The sequence below is a fragment of the Chitinophaga sp. genome (assembly GCF_039596455.1).
GTDB lineage: Bacteria > Bacteroidota > Bacteroidia > Chitinophagales > Chitinophagaceae > Chitinophaga.
This window is the reverse complement of record NZ_JBCNJR010000003.1, coordinates 13710-32398: the sequence shown is the minus strand read 5'-3', so window position 1 is coordinate 32398 and position 18689 is coordinate 13710. Positions and strand designations below refer to the sequence as shown.

The window sequence follows — 18689 nt, the reverse complement described above, 5'->3', positions numbered from 1 at the left end:
ACCATGTCAGTAAAATATTATCAATATACAGCGGCGCTTTTTGCTTTACTCCTGTCTGTGGCAGCTTGTAAGGACAAAGAATACGCCATACCGGAGCCTAACGGGGGGCTGGGCAACGATGTGATCAAACGCTCCCTGGGCCCCAACCTGGTAGGTCAGAAAATAGAATTTGCCTATGCCATGGCTTTGCCTGCAGATAAGGGCAAGCTGGAATCAGCTACGGTAGAGGCCTCCATTGCTGGAGCGCCCACTACTTACCTGGAGCACCGCTCTTTTTACACCAACGCCAGCGGGAATGACGTGGGCGTGGAAGTAGGAGCGCCTTCAGTGAACAAAGACAATACCACCTCCGTTAGTTTCACCAGGGATACCATGGCCGCCACCCTCCGTTATTTTTACGTGGTACCGGAAGAAGCGCGCGGAAAAACGGTCAACTTCAAGTTCAGCGCCAAAGCCAGCAACGGGGAAACGGTGTCTTATTCCATGGGGCCGTACAATGTGTCTACGATGGACATGAAACTTGACCTGAAGGTGGTAGACAATGCGGCCTGCTACATTTCCATTGCAGACATGGCAGTGTACACCGCGGCGGAAGCGGCCGCCCAGCCAGACAAGATAGATCTGGTATACGTGTTCCGCACGCCTACCAACTACCTGCACTCCATTTTGTCACCCGGGGCAGACCCGCAGTACCTGCCCGGCGTTACATTGCCCGCCGGCGTAAACAAGGTGACCAAACTGGTACGTGCCTGGAACCTGCGAGACCAGCAGCTGGCGCGCCTGCAGTTCGGGGTGTTCATAGATGACCTTGATTTCCAGAAGCAGGGCTTTGAAGATGCGGCCAACCTGGCGCTCAACCTCAAGGAAGAGGCCGGTTTGTGGATAGAAACGGCAGACGGGAAGTATAAAGCCTACCTGTTCATCAACTCTGTGAGCAATACCGGCAAAACGGCTACCATCAGCATCAAAAGATATACGGCGAAATAACCGCAAAGGGCCGGCCTCAAACAAGGCCGGCCCTTTTTACAATATGAAAACTGCGCAGCGAGCGCTATCTTGTACCTGAGTAAACCACGCACGTTATGAAATACCTGATGAAAGTCTTTTTATGTGCGGCGCTATGGCAGCCGCTACAGGCGGCAGACGGCCCGCCCGCTACTTTCCTTCTCAAGCCCGCTACTTTGCAACAGGCGCAGCAACGGCTGCAGCAGGGAGACACTACGCTGCAACGCGCGCTCGGAACATTGCTGCGCAATGCAGACAAGGCCCTGCAAAACGGCCCTTATTCCGTAGTGTTCAAAAGCAAAACGCCCCCCGGCGGCAGCAAGCATGACTATATGAGCGTGGGCCCTTACTGGTGGCCTGATTCTACGAAGGCAGACGGTTTGCCCTATATCCGGAAAGACGGCCAGGTGAACCCGGAGCGCTTTTCCATCCGGGATGCGGAATACCACAATGCCCTGTGCAAAGACGTGCTGACGCTGGGCCTGGCCTGGTATTACACCGGCAAGGAGGCCTATGCCGATAAAGCCGCCGCGCTGCTGCGTACCTGGTTCATAGATGAGGCCACCCGCATGAACCCTCATCTTAACTATGGTCAGGCCATTCCCGGCAGAACAAAAGGCAGGGGGATAGGCCTGATAGATACGCACAATCTTGCCAAACTGATAGACGGCATTCAGCTCCTGAAAAACTCCACCGCCCTGCGCCCGGAAGATTACAAGGCTATACAGGCATGGTACGCACAGTTCCTGCAATGGATGCGGAACAGCCCCATCGGGCTGGATGAGGCGGACGAGCATAACAACCACGGCACCTGGTACGATGTACAGACCGTGTCCATAGCCCTGTTTACCGGCCAGCCGCAACTGGCCCGGCAAATACTGCAGGAGCAAACCATGTCCCGCATAGAAAGCCAGCTGAAAGAAGACGGCAGCCAGCCGCATGAGCTGGCGCGCACGCTTTCCTGGAGCTATTCTTCCATGAACCTGAAAGGTTTTTTTGAGCTGGCGCTGCTGGCGGAAAATGTGAACATAGACCTTTGGCACTATGAATCTCCGGGCCGCAAAGGCATTCAGAAAGCGTTTACATGGATGCTGCCCTATGCCGCCGGTAAAAAGCCGTGGGAGCATCAGCAGATCAAGCCGGCAGACTATTCCACCTACCTGGAGCTGGCTGCCGTAGCCGGTCAGAAGTACCCGCAGCTCAACCTCGCACCGCTGTGGCAGCAGCGTGGGCAGGTAAAAGATGATTACATGCTCCAGCTGGCGGGCTGGACCTTCTAACTTTTTAAAACCAGAAAAGACCCTGATATCATGAAAACAATATGGATGTTCATGCTGCTCATCACCGGCAGCCTGCTGGCTGCCGCACAGGAAAAAGACCTGCTGAGCGGTAAATACGATGTTGCAAAGCTGCAACAGCTGCTTACCCCGCAAGCACGCTGGGAGCCCTTTCCCCGCTTGCAAAACAGGGAGGCTTGGGCCAGGGCAGACCAGGAGGCCGGCAAGGCGCTCATTGCCAAAGCGGAAGGATATATCAACTATGTGTGGCCCGGCATACCCGCCACCAAATCGCTGCTCATTGCGCGCAGCGGCAACCGCAGCGAGTATGAGGCCATCAGCTTCCAGAAGCGCCAGGTGTTGGGCACATTGCTGCTGGCTGAAATTTTTGAGAACAAGGGCCGCTTCATTGACCCCATCGTTAACGGTGTGTGGTCTGTTTGCGAAGAATCCTTCTGGGGCGTCAATGCGCACCTGCCGCGCGGCGCGCAGTACAAGGGGTTGGTAGACGTTACGGCTCCTTTTGTGGACCTGTTTGCCGCGGAAACGGCTACCTTCCTGGCCTGGGTGGACTATTACCTGGGAGCCAAGCTGGATGAGGTGTCTCCCCAGATCCGGAAACGCATTTACTATGAAACCAACCGCCGTATTTTTGTGCCGCTCATGACCAATCATCATGGCTGGATGGGCAGCAACGCCGCGGGCCGGCGCCCCAACAACTGGAACCCCTGGATCTGCTCCAACTGGCTCAACGCCGTGCTGCTGCTGGAGAAAGATGATAGCAAAAGGGCGGCTGCCGTACACAAGCTGCTGGGCGTGCTGGACAATTTCCTCAACCCTTACCCGGCAGACGGCGGTTGTGACGAAGGCCCCGGCTACTGGGGCGCGGCCGCCGCTTCCCTGTACGATAACGTGTCCATGCTCAACCTGGCTACCAACAATGCTTTCAGTTACATGTACAGCAGCCCCAAGTTCCGCAACATGGGCCAGTTCATTTACAAAGCGCAGATCAGTGACACCTACTTCCTCAATTTTGCCGATGCCGTACCCAAACCCGGCATGGCTGCCAGCATGATATACCGTTATGGCAAAGACATCAAAGACCCGGACATGATGAAGTTCGGCGCCTTCTACATACAGGATGATGCGAAGGGCAGCATTGGCCGCTTTCAGTTTTTCCGCAACTTCTTCTCGCTTTTTATGCAGGATGAGCTTAACAGCGCCGCCAAAGGCCTGCCGCTGCCTGCGGACGTGTGGTGGCCAGACCTGCAGGTAATGGCCGCACGTGACCATGCCGGGCGCACAGACGGTTTCTACGTGGCCGCCAAAGGCGGGAATAACGATGAAAGCCATAACCATAACGACATCGGGAACTACATTGTATACTACAACGGCAAACCCGTACTGATAGACATCGGCAGCGGCACTTACACTGCCCGTACCTTCAGCAGCCAGCGTTACGATGTATGGTTCAACCGCTCGGATTACCACAACGTGCCCACCGTTAACGGCCGGCCGCAACAGCCCGGCCCTTCCTTTAAAGCTACTGACGTAGCCTATAAAAACGGGAAAGGGTATAGCGAGATCAGCATGGACATTGCCGCCTCCTACCCGAAAGAGGCCGGCATCAGCCAGTGGAAGCGCAGCGTCCGGCTCAACAAGGGTAAAAACGTGGAGGTGAAAGACGTGTTTAAAACAGATAACATGCAGGGTTATACGCAGCATCTGATGACCTGCTTCCCCGTGGAAGTGGTGCAGCCCGGCACGCTGGTGGTGCATGCGGAGCAGGATTTCTACGTGCGTTATCCTGCTGCAAAGTTCACGGTCAAGGTAGAACAGGTGCCGATGAACAATGAAGAAGACCAGGGCGTGAAACGCCAGTGGGGAGAGCGCATCTACCGCATCAACCTGGAGGCGGTAAACCCCGCCGCGGCAGGGGAGGTGAAGCTCACCATTGCGCCCCGTTAACGGCATATAGTTTATTTTTACGGAAATAAACGCCCATGCAGTCTGATATTGAAAAAGAAAATGCAGCGCAGGCAGCGGTAGAGCTGGTACAACCGGGCATGATCATTGGCCTGGGCACCGGCTCCACTGCTGCCTGTGCTGTTCATGCCATTGGCCGCCGGGTAAAGGATGGGCTGTGCATACAGGCAGTGCCTACCTCCGCGCAAACCGCCGTCCTGGCCCAACAGTACAATATTCCCCTGCTGGGCATTGGCGCGGCAGGCACTATTGATCTCACCATAGACGGGGCGGACGAGTTTACGGAAAGCCTCCATCTGATCAAGGGCGGCGGCGGGGCCTTGTTGAAAGAAAAGATCGTAGCCGTCAAATCCCGGCGGGTGGTGATCATTGCAGATTCCTCCAAGCGGGTGGCTGCTCTAGGCAAATTCTGGGTGCCGGTAGAGGTTGTACCTGACGCTGCCGCGTACGTGATGCGGCAGCTGGGCGTGCCCGGTGAGCTGCGGCAGAAGGAAGGAAAGCTTTTTGTGACGGAAGAAGGCAATCACATTATTGACGCGGATTTTGGCCTGATCAAAGATGTGCAGCAGCTTGACGCGGAGCTGAACAATATTGTAGGGGTAGTGGAGCACGGGCTTTTTGCAGGCATCGCCTCCCGCGTCATTATGGGAGAGGGCAATACCGTAAGGATTTTTGATAACTGAATAGTATTTTTATGAACATGAAACCAGACATCACCATATCATACTGCCCCAAATGCGGCTGGCTGCTGCGGGCCGCCTACATGGCGCAGGAACTGCTTACCACCTTTGAAGAAGACCTGGGCGGCGTTACGCTGCGCCCGTCTGAAATAGCCGGCAGCTACCAGGTGCTCCTGAACAATGAGGTGATCTTTGACCGCAAGCGTGACGGGCATTTCCCTGACGTAAAAGAACTCAAACAACAGGTGCGAGACCGCGTAAACCCCGGTAAGAGCCTGGGGCATGCAGACCGTAAGCCGGAAGCCCGGCCATAACGGGTATTATGCGTGGCTGTTTTCCAGCCAGCTCTTGAAATCGGCCACCCTTTCCCGGCTGATGATCACGTCTTCTTCAATGGCCGGGTTCAGCTGGAGTATCAGCCGGCTGTTGTAATACGCCGTAATTTTTTTAATGGCGTCTATGTGAATGATGAACTGGCGGTTGATGCGAAAAAACACGTGTTTGTCCAGCAGCTTCTCCACCTGGTCCAGGGAATAGTCAAGCGGCATGCGCTGCCCTGAAAAGGTGGTGGCCCAGGTGGCGCCTTTGGTGAATTGCAGGTAGGCTATTTCCTTGGCCTTTACATAAATGAGCTGGTTGTTGAGCCGGCCAATAAAACGTGTATGGTCACGCCGCATAAAAGCCTCCGCTATCTGTGAAATATCAAGATTGTATTGCGGGGCAGGCTTGAACTGCTCGTATTTTTTCAGCGCTTTGCTGAGGTCTTTGAGATCTATCGGCTTCATCAGGTAGTCAATGCTGTTCACCTTGAAGGCCTGCAAGGCAAAGCCATCATACGCCGTGGTGAAGATAATGGGCGTATGCACCTCTTTCTGGCTGAACAGCTCAAAACAGTTGCCGTCAGACAGCTGTATGTCCATCAGCATCAGGTCTACCGGCTGGCGCTCTTCCATCCATGCCAGGCCCTGGGCCACAGATTCAATAATGGCCGTTACCGTAATGCCGGGGTCATACTTGTGCAGCAGCTGTATCAGCCGCTCCGCGTTATGCATTTCGTCTTCAAAAATTACCACTTTCATAGCGTATAAATCACTGGTACTTTAACAATAAACGAATCGTTGCTGCGCTCTACAGCTATGCTTTTTCCCATGGTCAGCTCATACCGTTTACGGATGTTTTCCAGCCCTATGCCGGAAGACGCGCTTTCCGGCAGCACGCGCGCATTGATGCGGTTGCTGAGCGTGAGGGAATTGTCTTCGCTTTTTAATGTGATCAGCAGGGGATCATTCACGGAGAACCGGTTGTGCTTGATGGCGTTCTCTACCAGCAGCTGCAGTGTAGCCGGGGGTATCATGCCTTTCTGCACCACCTTGTCATCCAGCTCCATATTAAAACGGATACTGTCACGGTGGCGGATGCGGATCAGGAAGAGGTAAGATTCCAGGAAATCAAGCTCTACCTGTATGGGCACCAGGTTCTCAAATTTTTTGTCGAGAATATAGCGGTAGGTTTTGGCCAGCTGGGTGATGTAGTCTGCCGCAATATCAGGGCTTTTATACACCAGGTTGGTGAGCACGCTGAGCGAGTTGAAAAAGAAATGAGGGTCTATCTGGTTGCGCAGCGCATCGTACTTGGCCTGTATATTTTCCCGCATCAGCCTTTCGGTTTGCAGCTGGTATTCCTGCCAGCCCCTGTAATAATAGATGATGCCGTTAAAGGTGAGCAGCAGCAGGTAAAACATGAAGGTGCCGAAGTTCAGGTCATAGCTGAAAGCGGAGGCGCTTTCCCAGGCTTCGTAACGGCCAAACAGCAGGATGTCTGACCAGGCGTAGATGAAGCTGTAAAGGAAAGATACCAGCAGGCCGTACAGCAGCAGTGTTATGCCCATGATCATCACTCTGCCTGAAGGCTTGCGGCGAGCCGCTTTTTTTTCCGCCACCCAGGCCAGCAGCACAGCGCCTTCCCAGGCCAGCAGGCCATATATCACGTAAAACAGGCTGAATACCTGGCCGCGCAGGTTAAACACGCCAATGGCTTCCGTAAAGCTGAGATCAAAAGATTTGAAGATGGTGCTGAAAATATACAAGATGAGTATCCGCACCAGGTATTTGAACACGCTGCTTGAGAATAGCCTTTCATTCTTTTGAAAATCCATTTTGCGCTGTTGATTCATATTAAATGTAGGCATTTTCCTCGAACCAGTTCAGCGCTTCGGCAATGGCAGCGTCTATTGGCGCGTATTGCAGCTGCAGCTCCCGTTCGGACTTCTGGCCGGTATAATAGTTTTGCAGGCAGAGCAAAAAGGCGGCGCTGTAATTGAGCTTTTGAGTAGTGCCGGTAATTTTCCCGGCAAGCGTGCCAATAATGCCGCCCAGCTTCAGCAGCAGCGGCGGTATCCTGATCATGAGCGCCGGTTTGCGCGTGCGGGCATAAAGCAGGTTGAAAAACTCCCGGTAGCTCAGGTTGGCGCCTGCCAGCAGGTAACATTCCCCTGCCTTGCCCAATTGTATGGCGTTCAGAATGCCCTTGCATACATCGTGGATGTGTACAAAGTTTTTGCCGCCCGGCGGGTAGAACAACACCTTTTTATGCAGGCCGTACAGCAGCAGCTTGCCGGAGCTGGGCTTGCTGTCGTTCGGGCCTATCATGAAAGTGGGGTTCACCACTACGGCGTTGAGGCCGCGGCGTTCCACCTGCTCCAGCACGTATTGCTGCGCCAGGTATTTGCTGTTGATGTACCCGGAGTTGGCATTGAACAGGGTGAAGCCGTTCAGCTCGTTGCCCGGTTTTTCCCTGGAGCCGGGGCCAATGGTGTTGGCCGTGCTCACGTACACCAGCTTGTCTACCTGGCGGCGCAGGCAGGCTTCCACCACGTATTGCGTGCCGGTGAAGTTAACGCGCTCGTATTCTTCAAAGCTGATGGCCCATTGTTCCGTAATACAGGCGGTGTGGATCACAATGTTGCAGCCTTCCATAGCCTGCAATACATCTTCCACGTTGTCTATGCGCCCGAAGAATATTTCGCAGGGAATGTCTGCAATGCTTTTCAGGTCTGCCGAAGGCCGTACCATGGCTTTCACCTCGTAGCCCATACGGTACAGCTCCCGCGTAAGGTTGGCGCCCAAAAAGCCGTTGGCGCCTGTTACCAGCACTTTATGCATAACGGATCTCCTTTTTTACTTCGCGGGATACAATGCGCAGCTTCCATTCCGCCGGCAGCAGGCTCATCAGCAGGTGGTTTACCCTGTTCATGAAGCCAGGTATGATGATGGGGCTGCCGGCCAGGGTTTTGCGCACGGCCAGCTGCGCAATAGCGGTGGCGGTGAGCAATCCCATTTTGCCCTTGATCCCCTGGCCTATGATGCGGCGGGAGGTCTGTGAATTGGTCATCATGGGGCCGGGGTATACTACGCTTACAGAGAGGCCCGTGCCGGCAAATTCTTCTTTCAGCCCCAGCGAAAAAGAGGAGATGAAAGCCTTGGACGCGGGGTATACCGTTTTGTACGCAATGGGCGTAAAGGCCGCCATGCTGGAAATGTTCATGATGTAGCTCTTTTCGTTCCGGAGCAGCAGCGGCAACATCAGCCGGGTAATGAGCGCCGTGCTTCGCACGTTCACCTGTATAATGCGGTCTATGCTTTCCACCGCCGTTTCCATCAGGGGAGAGGTGCCGCCTACACCCGCGTTGTTGATGAGGAAGTCTACTTCATAATGCTCGCTGATATGTTGCAGGTGGTGATGAAGGGCCTGGCTGTCTGTCAGGTCAAACTCGAACACCTGTACGTCCACCCCGTATTGCAGGGCAATGCCGCGGGCCAGGGAGGCCGTATTCCCGCCCGGCAATGCCATCAGTATGATATGCCGGCCCATGGCGGCGCACTCTATGGCAAAGGCCTTGCCTAACCCGGAGCTGGCGCCGGTAATCATGGTGTATTTGTGCATGGTGTTATTCATGGTACAAAAATGAAAGCATTTGCACAAGCCTCCAGCAAATTTCCAACGAATTGTTGAGTTGTACGGTTGAATTGTGGGGAGAAGGGCTTCACCCGCAAACCGGACAGTTCCTGTATCAAAACCGAACAAATGTGTTTAATTGTTAATTCATAACCCCGTGCAAAACCATTCACTGGGTTTCTGGCATTTGATTGGCGGCCCGGTAGGGCATGATCAAGAATTACTTCAAGATTGCCTGGAGGAACCTCCTCAAAAACAAGACCTTCTCGTTCATCAACATAGCGGGGTTATCTGTTGGCATGGCCGTGGCCCTGCTGATAGGTTTGTGGATCAGGGATGAAGTGACGTACAGCAAGAATCATGAGCACTACGGCCGCATTGTGTCAATCATGCAGCACCAGACCTTCAATGGCGTAAAAGGCGCGCAAACCGCGGTTCCTTACCAGGTGGGAGAGGAGCTGCGGGACAAGTACGGCAGCGATTTCAAATACATTTCCATGAGCTCATGGACGTACAACCATGTGTTGCGGTATAAAGACAATTCCATCTTCAAGAGCGGCAATTTTTTTGAGCCTGACTTCCCGGAAATGATCACGCTCAACATGCTGAGCGGCACCCGGGCCGGCCTGAAAGACCCGTACTCCGTTATGCTGTCCGCCTCCACGGCCAAAGCCTTGTTTGGCAATGCAGACGCGGTTGACAAGGTGGTGAAGCTGGACAATGATACAGATCTGAAGGTAACCGGCGTGTATGAAGACCTGCCGTATAATTCCGCTTTCCGCGACCTGGCTTTTATAGGCGCCTGGGAGCTGATATTGATAAAAGAGACCTGGATACGGGAAATGGAGAACCCCTGGCGCTCCAACTTCATGCAGGCGTATGCGCAGCTGGCAGACCATGCAGACCTGGAGAAAGTATCCGCCAAAATAAAAGACCTGCGCCTCAACAAGGTACGGCCGGAGGAGCGGGTGTTCAAGCCGGAAGTTTTTCTGCATCCCATGAGCAAATGGCATTTGTTTGCCAACTGGGAAAACGGCAAAAACACCGGCGGCCGCATCCAGTTTGTGTGGCTCTTCGGCATCATCGGCATATTTGTGCTGCTGCTGGCCTGCATCAATTTTATGAACCTGAGCACCGCGCGTTCCGAAAAACGCGCCAAGGAGGTGGGTATCCGCAAGGCCATGGGTTCCGTAAAAAGGCAGCTGGTAGCACAGTTTTACAGTGAGTCGCTACTGCTGGCCACCATTGGTTTTGTGATGGCGCTCATCATGGTGCAGGCGGTTTTACCCGTGTTTAATGATGTGGCAGATAAAAGAGTGAGCATCCCTTACCATATGCCCGCCTTCTGGACGGCTGGGCTTGGCTTTACCTTGTTTACCGGCTTCATTGCCGGCAGTTATCCCGCTCTTTACCTGTCGTCTTTCCAGCCTGTTAAAGTGCTGAAAGGCACCTTCCGGGCAGGCCGCTACGCTGCGCTGCCTCGTAAAGCGCTGGTAGTGGTACAGTTCACCGTGTCGGTTATACTCATCATTGGTACTATTGTAGTATTCCGGCAAATCCATTACGCCAAGAACCGCCCTGTGGCCTACAGCCGGGAAGGTTTGCTGGCCGTGCCCATGAGCACGCCGGCCCTGCGTGACAAGTTTGACCTCATCCGGGATGAGCTGGTAGCTTCCGGCGCGGTTACCGCCGCATCTTTTTCTTCCACCGCCACCACCGGCATCAACGCAGTCAATAACGGCTTTACCTGGAAAGACATGCAACCCGGCTCGCAGGGCAATTTTGCGCAAATAGACATTTCGCATGACTATGGGAAGAGCGTAGGCTGGCAGCTGGTTGCCGGCCGCGATTTTTCAAAGGATTTTGCTTCAGACAGCAACGCTATCATCCTCAATGAATCTGCCGTCAAATTCATGGGCCTCAAAAACCCGGTTGGTGAAGTGGTGAAAAAAGACGGCAACGCCTTTACGGTGATAGGGGTGGTGAAAGATATGGTGATGCAATCTCCGTATGACCCGGTTTTCAGAACAATATTTTCGCTGGACGATAACAAAAGCGTTATGAACATCCGCATCAACCCCGCCAAACGCACCGCGGAGGCTTTGCCCGTAATAGAGGCGGTGTTCAGGAAACTGAACCCCGGCGCGCCCTTCGTTTATGAATTCGCAGACCAGGTTTACGCCAAAAAGTTTGATGCGGAGCAGCGCATTGGCCGGCTCTCCAGCTTCTTTGCCATCCTGGCTATTTTCATCAGCAGCCTGGGCCTGTTTGGCATGGCTTCTTTTATGGCGGAGCAGCGGGTCAAGGAGATAGGTGTACGCAAGGTGCTGGGCGCATCCGTGTTCAACCTGTGGCGCCTGATGTCTAAAGACTTTGTAGGCCTGGTACTGATAGCGTTGTTGATTGCCGTGCCGCTGGCCTGGTATTGTATGGACAAATGGCTGCTCCGGTACGAGTACCGCACCGGTATTTCATGGTGGGTGATTGCGGCCACCTGCCTGGGCGCTATTGCCATCACGCTTCTCACCGTCAGCTATCAGAGTATTAAAGTGGCCATGGCCAATCCCGTAAAGAGTTTGCGGGCGGAGTAATATTTCGTAGATTTATGTCCGTCACACTTTTTTACTGGTAGTAATACAAAGCATGAGCGGACCGGGATTCGGCACACAACTGTTACGTACATCATGGGCAAACAGGGTAGTGCTGGCGGCAGTGGCCATTGTAATGGCGTTGCGGCTAGCCTTTATCTGGGGCATGGGGCTGATGCCGCAGGATGCCTACTATCACTTTTACGGTGAACACCCCGCCCTGTCTTACTTTGACCATCCTTCCGGCATAGCCTGGGTATTGAAAGCCGGTACCGCGGTATTCGGCAAAAAAGTATTTGCGCTCAAGCTGGCAGATACCCTGGTCACGCTGGGCACTCTCTTCGTTTTTTACCGCTTCGCCCGGCAGTTCCTGAGCCGGCAGCGCAGCCTGAACGCCTTGCTGCTGCTATACTCCACGTTGATGGTCACCATTCTCTCCCTGGTGTCTACGCCTGACACGCCGTTAATGCTTTTTTGGGCGCTTTCCCTGCTGTGCCTGCATCACGCCGTTTTTTTGGGAAGGAACATATACTGGGTATGGGCCGGTATTGCCATGGGCCTGGCCTTTAACAGCAAATACACCGCGCTTTTCCTGCCTGCAGGGCTTGTGCTGTATTTGCTATGCAGCAAACAGCACCGTTCGCTGCTGCTCACGGGCTGGCCCTGGCTGAACATGGTGATCTGCGCGGTGGTAAGCCTGCCGGTGGTGATATGGAACGTCAACAACGGTTTTGCTTCCTTCCGCTTCCAGTCTTCCGCGCGCGTCAGCAGCGGCCTGCAGTTCAACCCGCTGGACGTGCTGGGGGTTATAGGCCACCAGGCCGCCATCCTGATGCCCATACTGCTGTTTGCGCTGCTGTATTTATTGTACAGGCTGCTGCGCAAATATGGTTTGCGGATTGGCCGCATCCCCGCGCGTCAGCTCTTCCTGTTATGTTTTTTTGTACCGGTATTTGCAGGGTTCTTCATCATATCTCCGGTTTACTGGGTGAAGCTGAACTGGATGATGCCGGCCTATATCAGCGGCATTACCTGGACGGCCATCTGGTTCCGGGGCAAATACCTCCGCTGGCAGTGGGTCTGCTCGCTGGTGGTACACCTGGCGCTGGCGGTAGAAATACTTTTTTACCCGGTGCCGGTCAATTCTGATGATGTATGGGTGGGCTGGACGGGCCTTGCCCGCAAGGCGAAAACACTGGAAAGGCAATACCCGGCAGATTTTATTTTCTCCGCAGATGATTATAAAACCAGTGCCGTGCTTACTTTTTATCTTGACAGCCTGGTGTATTCCCGCAACGTGGTGGGCATGCCCGCGCTGCAATTCGATTACATCAAGGCAGATGTAGGCGCGCTGGCCGGCCGCAACGGCATCTTTATCAATTCCGTGCCTGATAATGTGCATACTGCGGATGAAAAGGAGTTCTCAAAAGTGTTGTTACAATATTTTGATACCGTTACGCCGCTGGAGTCCATCATCATCAGGAGGAACGGCCGCGTAGTGAGAACGTTCCTGGTATACCGTTGCTTCAATTACCATCCCCCGCAGGAAAAATAAGAGGATGCCCCGCGCCAATCCGCACTATGCCTGCCCTGCGGAGCACCCTCTGCCAACACCTAAGATCTTGCAGCCCGTTTCCGGTACGCGTAATAAAAAAGCTGCGGCAGCACCAGCAGGCTCAGTATCATGCAAATAAGCAGGCCGCCTACTATCATGATGGCCAGGGGCTTCTGTATTTCAGAGCCCATGCCGGTAGACAGCGCCGCGGGCAGCAGCCCCAGGGAGCCCATTACCGCAATCATGAATACCGGCCTGATGCGGTTGTACACCCCGTCTGCAATGGCCGGCTGCAGCGCCATGCCCCGTTGCAGGTTGCTTTTCATCACGGAAATAAGAATGATGCCGTCTATAGTGCCTACGCCGAATAATATGATGAACCCGATGCCTGCGGATATGCCGAAGATGGTATTGGTTATCCAGAGAGAGAGGAAGCCCCCCATAAAGGCAAAGGGCAGGGTGGAAAGCGAAATGAGCGTATCCTTCATATTGCCGAAGTTGATGTACAGCAAAAAGAAAATGAGCAGCAGGGAGAGGGGCACTATCACCATCAGGCGTTTGGTGGCCCGCTGCTGGTTCTCGAACTCTCCCGCCCATTCTATGCCATAGGAGGGCGGCAGCTGTACCTGTTTGCGCACCAGCGTCTGCGCTTCCGCTACTGTGCTGCCCAGGTCCCGCCCGCGGATGGAGAAACCCACGGCAATGTAGCGGCTGTTGCCCTGCCGGTAAATAAAAGCAGGCCCGGTAAAGAACCCGATGTCTGCTATTTCGTACAGCGGCACCTTGGTATCTCCCAGGGCGGGCACCAGTATGCCGGCAATTTCCTTTTCTGATTCGCGGTAAGGTTTGTCGTACCGGATGCGGATATCAAACATGCGGTCATTCTCATAAAAAGTGGAGGCCGCCTTGCCGCCAATGGCCATTTCCACCACCGCCTGCGCGTCCTGCATGCTTACACCGTAACGGGCCATGCGGCTTTCGCTGAGGCGGATGCGCAGCTCCGGCAGGCCAATGTTGCGGTAAATATTGAGGTCTGTAATACCCTGTACGTTGCGCAGCACGCCGGCAATGCTATCTGCCGTCTGCTCCAGCTGGTACAGGTTGTCTCCAAATACCTTTACCACCAGCGAGCTTTTTACGCCCGCCACGTATTCCGCCACGTTGTCCATAATAGGCTGGCTGAAGCTGAACACAATGCCGGGGTATATCTGCAGGGCGTCTTCCATCTCATGCAGCAGCGCGTCTTTGCTGATCTTCCTGTTCCAGACGGAAGGCGGCTGCAGCTGCACGTGAAACTCTATGTTGAAAAAACCGGTGGGGTCTGTACCGTCATTGGGGCGGCCGGTCTGGGTGAGCACAAATTTCACTTCCTCAAATTCCTGCAGCTGTTTTTTCATTTCCCGCGTGAGGCGAACAGACTCGTCAAGGTTCACGCTGTTGGGCAGCGTAGCCCTGATGTAGAGCGCGCCTTCATTGAGCTGGGGAATAAACTCCGTGCCCAGCCGGCTGAACCCGAGCGCGCAGGCGCCCAGCAGCACCACGAAGGCCGCAATGGTGGTTTTGCGGTAGCGGGATGCCAGTGAGAAGAGACGGAAAATACCATTGCGGAAAAAATTGGTCACGGGGTTCTCCCGGTCCACTACGTTTTTACGCAGCAGCACCTTGCACATGGCCGGCACATAGGTGAGGCTCAGCAGCAGGGCGCCCAGCAGGGCGTATCCCAGCGTGAAGGCAAGGGGAGAGAACATTTTGCCTTCTACCTTCTGAAAAGTGAAAATGGGCATCAGGGCCACTATCAGGATGATCTGCGCAAACAAAATGGATTTGGCAACGGAACGGGCATTGCGTTTAATGATACCCAGCTTGGATATGCTGTTAAAACGCTCCATGCCCAGTTGCCGCGCCTTTTTATCGAGCCCCACAAATACGTGTTCCACAATCACCATGGTGCCTTCCAGCAGCAGGCCGAAATCTACCGCGCCAATGGAAATAAGGTTGGCGGATACGCCCTGTATGCGCAGCATCATCAGCGCAAAGAGGAAGGCCAGCGGTATTACAGATGCCACTATAAGCGTGGTGCGCCAGTTGAACAGGAAAATGAACACCACCACAGATACCAGTATGATGCCTTCCAGCAGGTTATGGGTAACGGTTTTTACGGTTTTGTCTACCAGCTCCGTGCGGTCGTGGAAGGGCTCTATTTTCACATCTTGGGGCAGAATGCGGTTGTTGAGGTCTGCAATCCTTTCTTTCAGGCGCTCTACCACCTGGCTGGGATTTTCGCCGCGCAGCATCACTACAATGCCTTCTACCAGGTCATCCTCATCATCCAGCCCCACCTGGCCCAGGCGGGGTTTGGCGGAGGCCACTACCTGCGCTACGTTTTTCACCAGCACGGGCGTGCCTTTGATGTTCCTGATGAGGATGGCCTCAATGTCGGATATTTTGTCAAGCAGGCCAATGCCGCGCACCACGTAGGCCTGCGCGCTTTTCTGTATCACATCTCCGCCCACGTTGATATTGCTTTTGCTGACGGCTTCGTACACGTCCAGCGCGGTAAGGTCATAGTTGGCCAGCTCTACCGGGTTCACCCGTATCTCGTAGATCTTTTCCTCCCCGCCGAAGCTCACTACGTCCGCCACGCCCGGTACGGCCACCAGTTCTCTTTCTATCACCCACTGCTGCAGGGCAAACAGTTCGCGGATGGGGCGGGTGTTGCTTTTGATCACGTACCGGAATATTTCGCCCGTGGCGCCGTAAGGGGGTTCTATTTCCGCGCTGGCGCCTTCGGGCAGCTCCACGCTGCGCATGCGGTTGGCGGCGTATTGCTGGGCATAGAAATCAGTAATGTCATCATTGAAGTTCACGGTTACCACGGAGAGGCCGAAGAGGGAAATAGAGCGCACGTCTACCTTGCCGGGAATGGTGCTCATTTCTTTGGTGATGGGCAGGGTCACGAATTTTTCCATTTCCTCCGCGCTGCGCCCCGGCCATTGCGTAATGATGCGGGCCCGGGTGTTGGTGACGTCAGGATAGGCTTCTACCGGCGTGTTGAGGTAGCTGATAACGCCGCCCATGGCCAGCAGGAAGGTGAAGAAAAATACCAGCACATGATTTTTCAGGGAAAAGGTGACTATTTTTTCTACAAGTTTTGTCATGGCCTCATTTTACAGTTTGCGATTCTTTCAGCCGGTTGTAGATCAGTAGCTGGTTGCGGGTGATGATGGTATCTCCTGCGTGGATGCCGCTTTTTACGAAGTAGTGTTCCTTTGTCTGGAAAACAGGCTCCAGCGGTACGGCCTGTACATCACAGTCTCCGTGGTATACCAGCGCGTAGTACCGGTTGTTGTCAAACAGCACGGCCCTGGCGGGAACGGCCACGGCAGAGTCTTGCGCGGGCTGGTGCACGTTTACGTTCACCATCATGTCAGGCTTCAGCAGCAGGCCCTTGTTATCTATCTTGATAATGGCCTTCAGCACCCTTTCTTCCGGGTCAAACACATTGGAAAGGCGGCTGATGCGGCCGGTGAAAATTTTGTCAGGATAGGCGGTGGTGGTGATATCTACCTGCTGGCCGGCGTTTACGTTCTCTAACTGACCCGCATATATGCTGGCTTTTACCCATACCTGCTGCAGGCCGGAGAGCACAAAAAGGGGCTGTTGCCCGGCTTCCACCTGCCCGCCTGCTATCACGTTCTTTTCCACCACGTACCCGTCCATAGCGGCGTGTACCAGCAGCGCTCCTTTTTCCAGGCTGCCGCCGTAGAGGGCCAGCGTTTCCCTGATGCGGCGTATCTGCGTGCGTGCGGTGGCCACTTCCGTATTGGCTTCCAGCAGGTCTTTATCTGCCGCCACACCGGTTTTATGCAGCTCTTCCGTGGCGGAAAGTTTTCTTTCCGCCAGCTGCAGCCGCGCCTGTCCGTCTTGCAGCTCCGCGTGCAGGTTGCTCAGCTCCGCGCTTTTGATTTCCATCAGCAGCTGCCCTTTTTTCACATAGTCTCCCAGCGTGAAGTGCACCTGCTGCACCACGCCGCTCAGCAGCGGTACAAAGCGGTATACCTTGTCTTCGTCATACCCTACCTTGCCGTTCAGCAGCAGGTTGGCATGCCAGGGTTGCAGGGTGGCGGGCTCCAGGCTGATGCGCTTTTTCAGTGCCTGGTTAATGCAGGGCGGGGCAATAGCCGCCGGTTCTTCTTTCTGCCCGCCGCCGCAACCGGCCAGGGTGAGGCACAGGAGCAGGGCCGCGGCAAAACGTTTTATTAGCTGTATCATAGATCTGATCCGGTTAAATAGTTCAGTGTTTCTTTGAGCGTGGCCACGCTGCGCACGGCCTGGTAATACAATTGTTTGTTTTCGCGGAAGGAGCTGAAGAAGTCAAGGAATTCCAGCAGGCTGATGTTACGTTGCATGAAGTTGCGGGTAAGCCCCTGCATCAGCACGTCCAGCCGGTGAAGGTAGACCGTGTCTATGGCCGTGGCGGCCTGCAGGGCGTTTTGCAGGTCAGCAAAGGTTTTTGCTACGCTGTTGCCCACTTCAGTGCTTTTATGGCGGTAGGCCAGCTCACTTTGCTGTACCTGCAGGCCGGCGGCTTTGATGTTGCCTTTGTTGCGGTCAAAGAAAGGAAGGTCTACCGCTACGCCGAAACCTACAAAATCAAGCATGGTGCTGCCGTTGCGGTCATAAGACATATTGAGCCGCAGGTCAGGCGCCCGTTTGCTGCGCTCCAGCGCATAGGCGGCTTCGTTCATTTTAATGGCGGCGGCGGAGGTTTGCAGGGCCGGGTTATGTGCTGCTGCGGCCTGCAGCAATGTATTCAGCGAGAGCTGCCGCAGGGCGTTGAAATGTGGTTCGCTGTCTTCCAGCACCAGGTAACGTTCCGGCTCCAGGGCCATCAGCGTTTTCATTTGCTGCTGCTCTTCGCCTGCCGTAGCGTGTAATTCATTTATTTCCGCGCGCAGGGAGAATTGCAGCGCCCGCAGCCGCACCAGCTCCGCTTCCGGCACATTGCCCAGTTTGTATTGGGCTGTTTGCGCTTCCAGCAGCTGCGTTACCAGGGTTTGCTGCAGCATAAGGTCTTGCAGCAGGTGCTGGTGGTAAATGAGGCCGGCGGCCGTTTGCCTGAACTCCGCGCGCAGGGCGTACAGCAGTTCAGTGAAACTGTGTTCCGCCAGGGCCTTGCTGCTGGCTTCCAGCTGTATGTTCTTTTTGCGTTTGCGCGCGGTTTGCACCAGCTGCTCCAGCTGCATGGCAAACTGCTGGTTTTTGCCCCAGCCGTTCCTGAACGGCGGGCTCACCTCCGCGCCGCCGGTTTGCCGGGCGGTGGCCCAGAGGTTCACCTCATCCAGTGTAAATGACGGGTTGGGCCATGCTTTAGCCTGCAGCATGCGGGCGTCTGCCTGGCTGATGTTGAGCTTTTCCGCCAGCAGTTGCAGGTTGTTTTGCAGGAATATCTTTTCGGCTTCCGGTACGTTGTAACGCAGGGTATCTGCGGGCGCCTGCGCGGCGGCGGCACAGGCAAGCAGCAATAAAAGCCATATGTATATGATGCTCTTTGCGGGTAGCGGCATGGTACAAGTGTTGGTCTCAAGTCTGCCGCAAAATTATGAGCGCTACATTAGAGGCTTTTTCAGGCTGGATTAGAAAA

Annotated in this window: 14 protein-coding genes; 7 read left to right on the top strand and 7 right to left on the bottom strand. The window is 54.6% G+C overall.

Annotated elements, in window-relative coordinates:
* The first annotated feature begins 3 nt into the window (after positions 1–3).
* The 5 genes from ABDW36_RS13080 to ABDW36_RS13060 all read left to right on the top strand — a co-directional run bounded on the left by ABDW36_RS13080 (position 4) and on the right by ABDW36_RS13060 (position 5262).
* Entirely contained in the window at positions 4–987 is a 984-nt protein-coding gene (locus tag ABDW36_RS13080) for a DUF4466 family protein (protein WP_343702353.1), read from the top strand.
* 95 nt (positions 988–1082) lie between these two features.
* Positions 1083–2285: an alginate lyase family protein gene (locus ABDW36_RS13075; protein WP_343702352.1), complete on the top strand. Its 1203-nt coding sequence runs from the start codon at positions 1083–1085 to the stop codon at positions 2283–2285.
* Positions 2286–2315: 30 nt separating this feature from the next.
* Positions 2316–4250 (top strand): heparinase II/III family protein, encoded by a 1935-nt coding sequence (locus ABDW36_RS13070; RefSeq protein WP_343702351.1) that lies wholly within the window; start codon positions 2316–2318, stop codon positions 4248–4250.
* Between the two features lie 35 nt (positions 4251–4285).
* Positions 4286–4951 carry a ribose-5-phosphate isomerase RpiA gene (gene rpiA, locus ABDW36_RS13065; RefSeq protein ID WP_343702350.1) on the top strand — a complete coding sequence of 222 codons (666 nt, stop codon included), beginning with the start codon at positions 4286–4288 and terminating at the stop codon, positions 4949–4951.
* An 11-nt stretch (positions 4952–4962) separates the two neighbouring features.
* Positions 4963–5262: a SelT/SelW/SelH family protein gene (locus tag ABDW36_RS13060; protein WP_343702349.1), complete on the top strand. Its 300-nt coding sequence runs from the start codon at positions 4963–4965 to the stop codon at positions 5260–5262.
* A gap of 6 nt (positions 5263–5268) precedes the next feature.
* Here the strand turns inward: ABDW36_RS13060 and ABDW36_RS13055 are convergent, their stop codons facing one another.
* The 4 genes from ABDW36_RS13055 to ABDW36_RS13040 are packed head-to-tail and all read right to left on the bottom strand — an operon-like array spanning position 5269 to position 8902.
* Complete coding sequence (locus ABDW36_RS13055; RefSeq protein WP_343702348.1) at positions 5269–6027, bottom strand: LytTR family DNA-binding domain-containing protein; 759 nt, start codon at positions 6025–6027, stop codon at positions 5269–5271.
* Positions 6024–7103 (bottom strand): histidine kinase, encoded by a 1080-nt coding sequence (locus ABDW36_RS13050; protein ID WP_343702347.1) that lies wholly within the window; start codon positions 7101–7103, stop codon positions 6024–6026. Before ABDW36_RS13050 ends, ABDW36_RS13055 begins: the two co-directional genes overlap by 4 nt.
* Before the next feature lie 19 nt (positions 7104–7122).
* Positions 7123–8109 (bottom strand): NAD-dependent epimerase/dehydratase family protein, encoded by a 987-nt coding sequence (locus ABDW36_RS13045; protein WP_343702346.1) that lies wholly within the window; start codon positions 8107–8109, stop codon positions 7123–7125.
* A complete protein-coding gene (locus ABDW36_RS13040) occupies positions 8102–8902 on the bottom strand; it encodes an SDR family NAD(P)-dependent oxidoreductase (protein ID WP_343702345.1) in 801 nt (266 codons plus the stop codon). Before ABDW36_RS13040 ends, ABDW36_RS13045 begins: the two co-directional genes overlap by 8 nt.
* Positions 8903–9111: 209 nt before the next feature.
* Between ABDW36_RS13040 and ABDW36_RS13035 the strand changes: the two genes are divergently transcribed.
* Positions 9112–11493 (top strand): ABC transporter permease, encoded by a 2382-nt coding sequence (locus tag ABDW36_RS13035; RefSeq protein ID WP_343702344.1) that lies wholly within the window; start codon positions 9112–9114, stop codon positions 11491–11493.
* A 52-nt stretch (positions 11494–11545) separates the two neighbouring features.
* Positions 11546–13045 (top strand): glycosyltransferase family 39 protein, encoded by a 1500-nt coding sequence (locus ABDW36_RS13030; RefSeq protein ID WP_343702343.1) that lies wholly within the window; start codon positions 11546–11548, stop codon positions 13043–13045.
* Positions 13046–13104: 59 nt separating this feature from the next.
* Here the strand turns inward: ABDW36_RS13030 and ABDW36_RS13025 are convergent, their stop codons facing one another.
* From ABDW36_RS13025 to ABDW36_RS13015, 3 genes are read right to left on the bottom strand one after another with little or no spacing between them, the layout of a single operon-like run.
* On the bottom strand, positions 13105–16203 hold the full coding sequence (locus ABDW36_RS13025; protein WP_343702342.1) for a CusA/CzcA family heavy metal efflux RND transporter: 3099 nt from the start codon (positions 16201–16203) through the stop codon (positions 13105–13107).
* 4 nt (positions 16204–16207) lie between these two features.
* Complete coding sequence (locus ABDW36_RS13020) at positions 16208–17317, bottom strand: efflux RND transporter periplasmic adaptor subunit (protein WP_343702341.1); 1110 nt, start codon at positions 17315–17317, stop codon at positions 16208–16210.
* Complete coding sequence (locus ABDW36_RS13015) at positions 17314–18612, bottom strand: TolC family protein (RefSeq protein WP_343702340.1); 1299 nt, start codon at positions 18610–18612, stop codon at positions 17314–17316. Before ABDW36_RS13015 ends, ABDW36_RS13020 begins: the two co-directional genes overlap by 4 nt.
* Positions 18613–18689: the final 77 nt, after the last annotated feature.